The 4238-nt window shown below is 48.0% G+C and carries 5 protein-coding genes; 4 read left to right on the top strand and 1 reads right to left on the bottom strand.

Translation table 11 applies throughout. From position 1 onward, the window contains the following. Window positions 1-93: 93 nt before the first annotated feature. A complete protein-coding gene (locus FHR99_RS16200) occupies window positions 94-447 on the bottom strand; it encodes a helix-turn-helix domain-containing protein (RefSeq protein ID WP_183411786.1) in 354 nt (117 codons plus the stop codon). Between the two features lie 353 nt (window positions 448-800). Here FHR99_RS16200 and FHR99_RS16205 point away from each other — a divergent pair, with 353 nt between their 5' ends. From FHR99_RS16205 to FHR99_RS16220, 4 genes are all read left to right on the top strand, one after another. Beyond that, window positions 801-1496 (top strand): hypothetical protein, encoded by a 696-nt coding sequence (locus FHR99_RS16205; protein WP_183411787.1) that lies wholly within the window; start codon window positions 801-803, stop codon window positions 1494-1496. Window positions 1497-1801: 305 nt separating this feature from the next. Continuing rightward, entirely contained in the window at window positions 1802-2317 is a 516-nt protein-coding gene (locus FHR99_RS16210) for a hypothetical protein (RefSeq protein ID WP_183411788.1), read from the top strand. An 85-nt stretch (window positions 2318-2402) separates the two neighbouring features. Further along, window positions 2403-3245, top strand: coding sequence for an HNH endonuclease (locus tag FHR99_RS16215; RefSeq protein WP_343067652.1), 843 nt, complete (start codon window positions 2403-2405; stop codon window positions 3243-3245). 63 nt (window positions 3246-3308) lie between these two features. Then, window positions 3309-4160 carry a hypothetical protein gene (locus tag FHR99_RS16220; protein ID WP_183411789.1) on the top strand — a complete coding sequence of 284 codons (852 nt, stop codon included), beginning with the start codon at window positions 3309-3311 and terminating at the stop codon, window positions 4158-4160. The last annotated feature ends 78 nt before the right edge of the window (window positions 4161-4238 follow it).

The following is a 4238-nucleotide window of genomic DNA, read 5'->3' on the forward strand; positions in this document are numbered from 1 at the left end:
GCTGGAAGCCGATTTGACACACTGCATCGCTGTGAACTTCTGGGAAACGAAATATAAGCGTATTTTTTTTAAGCTCTATCATTTTGATCACCTTCACCAATCGCCATCTGTTACTTCCCGGACAACGCTTAGAATCGCGTGGTCTGGGGCCTTCTTAAGCTGCCGCAGCAAGTCTGCGAAGAGCTTTGGTCTTTGGAGGATGATGGCCTGTAGATCGCTGGAAAGCTTTCCGGCCATAGCTAGCAAAACGTCTGCGTCCTCGTTCAACACCTCGGCTATCTTCACGATGGTTGCTTCGGAGGGCGGAGCAAAAACCCCTCTCTCAATTTTCGAAAGATATGCTGGCTCGATGCCTACTCGCCCGGCTACTTGTCGGAGTGAGAACGAGCGATCCTCCTCTTGTAGACGAAGGCGCGCCTCTCTTATGTAATCGCCAAAATGTTGCATGTGTAATATATACTACACATAAGTGTCGCATGCCAAGACAATATTCCTACGGAAGTGAATTGCTGGTCTATCTCTTTGATAAATATAGTAATACCTGTTCTTCTCTGCGCCCATGCTGTCTACCTGGCGGGTATCAGGATGTGCTGCGACACTGATCTAACTCTGTCCGCTCTGCCTTGTAAGGCTGTCTCCATCCTCGAAATTTGGCGTCATTCCGGTGAGTGTGGCTGGGTTCGCAGCTTATAATATGATTCCAAGCGGCATTTAATATGTAATATATTATTTGACATCGAATATAACGAGTAATATATTATGCGTGAAATAGCGTTATGGATAATATTTGAGGTGCTTCTATGGCTGTTCGTGGTAGTAAAGAGTTGGTCGCTGATGTGGAGAAGAGCGACATTGTTCGAGAGGTCGAGGCTTTTAATTCGCAGTGGCCTGAGTCACATCTAATGGGGCTTCTATTTAAAGGCTACGACGGTATCTCTGCGGACACTTTTCTGGAGCTCTACGATTTCGCGCTAGATGGCGATACCAGCAATCTTTTGGAGAGCAGCGATTGGTTTGATGATGCTATTTGTGCGTGCGCGTTGGTCGTCTCTGTGTTTCATGCGTTCGACGAAATATCAGGTTACGTTGGGGGTCATAACGCTATTGATGTTGTGCATGACGCGGCGTTAGGGCGAGTGATGATCGACTTCGCCAGACTTGGCGAGTCAGCGGACGTGGGTATGAGTGGTTTAAGCCTTCGGCAGATGTCCATTTTGTGCCGAATGAAAGAAGCGAGTGTTCGCAATGCTCTTAGTAAAGATGAGCAGGCGCCGAAAGGCTTCAAAGAAGGCAAGCAAGTTTTCTTTGAACCGCTAGAGGCGCATCAATGGATGTTGCAGCGACGGGGATATCGGCCGACAGAGCTGCCGGTAGAAGAAAGAATCCAGTCCTATACCGGCATGAATCTTTGGGCGGGTGCATACCGGGGGGTGAGCCGTCACCCGAGCCATTGTAGAGATTTAGTTGTGCGACCCCAGCGGGCGGTGGGGATATAACACCCGCAGTCACACCAGGTTGTTCTCCAATCGTCTATTAAGGCGCTATATACAACAAGGTTGTCTTTTCGTGGGGGGTGACTAGGGGCCTTCCACAAGAATACTAACCGTTCTGGCGAGTGATTGACGGCGGGAAAGACCGCATTAATGTTTTTCTATTTGTTGGGTGGGATTTTCAGTGAGTTCTACTGTTATAGATTCTTTGCAGAACTTTCCATCCTATAAGTGCAGATTTAGTCAGGTTCTCAGAGAGTTTTTAAGTTGACTCTGCCGCGCTGAAAAAATGAGAAGTAGAGAGGGTTTCAATGATCGATGAGTGGAATGATCTAGCACAGCTTCATATAGAGTTTGCGAAGATTCTGAATAAGGAGTCTGGACGACCAGCCATTAACCTTTGGCTGACAAATTGTGAAAAAAAGGTCTTGCCGCTGCTGCCCAAAAACTCTCCCGGTGCATTGTGGCTTGGCTGGCAAAAGCCTAAGCGGGATCTCGCCTGTGCGATTAGGATTGGGCCGATAGCTTGCGACTTTGCAAATTTTATTAACTCACAGAGAAATCGACTTATGAGTGCGTTGCTATCGAGTTCTAGTGGAGAAAGAGAGAAGGTGATTAGTTTCAAATTCAAAGTCCCATTCGCTTTTATGCTTAAGGATATAACGTGGCTGGAAAACCCATCAGGCGCCAAACTGATGCGTAGTGACGTTGCTAAAGAGTTCTTTGTCTTTCGAGTAGGCTCGGAAGATGAGTGGGAAGACATTGTAGCTAGTGAGGAAATATTTCTTTACTCGGGAAGAAACCCCAGATTCAGTCTGGCCGTATAGTTATTTGCATAACCTGTTTCATTCGAGTCGTTTATATCGACTTTTATGATTTTTACATTTACGTTTTTTGTTAGAGGTAATTAGTGTGTTGTCAAATTTTGAAATTGTTGAATGGCTTCGTAGTGTTGGTATTGATGCGCTGCCTAAAGCAATAGGTCAGACAAACAAAAAGGCTTATAAATATGAGCTGGAGAATGGCGAGGTATTTTTCATTAAGCGTTCTTATCACCGCGAATCCGGGATAGAAATTCCAATGGTTACGCGACCACTGGTTATGCATCTTGATAGCTGCTTTAGAGAAAATATATATGCAATATCAGGGGTACACTATGATGAGAACGATAGCACGACGGACAGCGCTGCGTATGCTGGGTTCCCGCGAGTGGTAAATCAGCCGAGAGGAAGAGATTTTGGTGTCGAATCGCAAGATACGTTGCATAAAGTCATCGAGGTGCTTAGTGGACGCTCTCGGGTAGATGTTGCTGAAGAAGGTATTTTTACGACTGGCGAAGCTAATGTTGATGGCGATCTCAATGATGTAGATGAGACGGTATGTCAGCATATTAAGAGCCGCAGAGGTCAGGCTGCGTTCCGGCTAGAGTTGCTTAATGAGTATTCTCATTCCTGTGCGGTGACTGGCTCTAGAGTCCTTTCAGTCCTGGAAGCGGCTCATATCGTGCCTCATAGCGAAGTGACAGATTACTCTGCGGACAACGGTCTTTTGCTGCGTTCGGATATCCATACCCTGTTTGACTTGGGGTTTATCACGGTCAGTGATGATGGTGTCATAAGGCTTGCAGAGCCCCTGCATGGCACTGAGTATGGGGATTTGGAGGGTAAAAAAATCGCGGGTTCGATCACGATAAAGAAGCGAGAAAACCTGCGGTTGCGTTCGATGCTTCAACGTCAAGAATTACAGGTGGCGTGAGCGCAGGAAGTTTGCGGCTATCGCCGCACGTGACGTAATAGCAGACTAAGGGCATTGTAGCGTATGCAATATAAAGAGGGATCTCTGTTTTTCTCCGCGTCTGACCTGACCGCTTATCTGGATAGCCCTTTCGCGTCCTGGATGGATCGCTATGCGCTAGAGTGCCCTGGTGGTGAGGTGGCGCCGGACGAAATCGAAAGCATGGATCGGCTGCTTTTCGCGAAAGGCTATAAACACGAGTCTGAAGTCGAAGCGGCCTTGCAGCAAGAGTTTGACACATTCATTGCGATCGATGGCAAAGGTGATGCCGAGAAGATCGCTAATACGCGAGCGGCACTGGAAGCAGGTATCGATGTCGTCACTCAAGCCTGCTTTCGTGTCGGGCAGTTCTTTGGTTACGCTGATTTTTTAATCAAAGTGCCCGGCAAGAGCAGACTGGGCGACTATCACTACGAAGTTTGGGATGCCAAGCTGTCTAAACGGGCCAAACCCTCTCACGCGCTTCAGTTGTGCCTGTATGTAGATATGCTGGAGAGTATTCAGGGGCGCAAACCCGATAGGGTTGTCGTGGCGCTGGGTTCTGGTGAACGTCACCCCATCCCGCTTTCTGAGTGCTATGCATACTACCAGAGCGTTCGGGAAGACTTCTTAGCCGTCCAAGAGCAGTTTGATCCCAACCAGCAACCCGATCCAGCCGCCTTTAATAGCTGGGGGCGCTGGTCTGATTATGCTAAAGAGATACTGCTCGAGCGCGACCACCTCTATCAGGTTGCCAATATCACCCGAGAACAAATCAAAAAACTTAATCGGGTCGGTATCGAGACCATGGCTGGGCTCGCCGCGACAAGCGTCGACAAGGTGCCCGGTATCGGTCAGCCCGTGTTCGAGCGCTTAAAAGTGTTGATTTGCACTTAAAACTGACCCGGGAATTGCATTTAAAATTGACCCACCCGATTACGCCAGATTATGGCGCAGCTTTTCCTTTTTTGCCTG

The organism is Litorivivens lipolytica, from assembly GCF_014191715.1.
GTDB classification, from domain to species: Bacteria; Pseudomonadota; Gammaproteobacteria; order Pseudomonadales; family Spongiibacteraceae; genus Litorivivens; species Litorivivens lipolytica.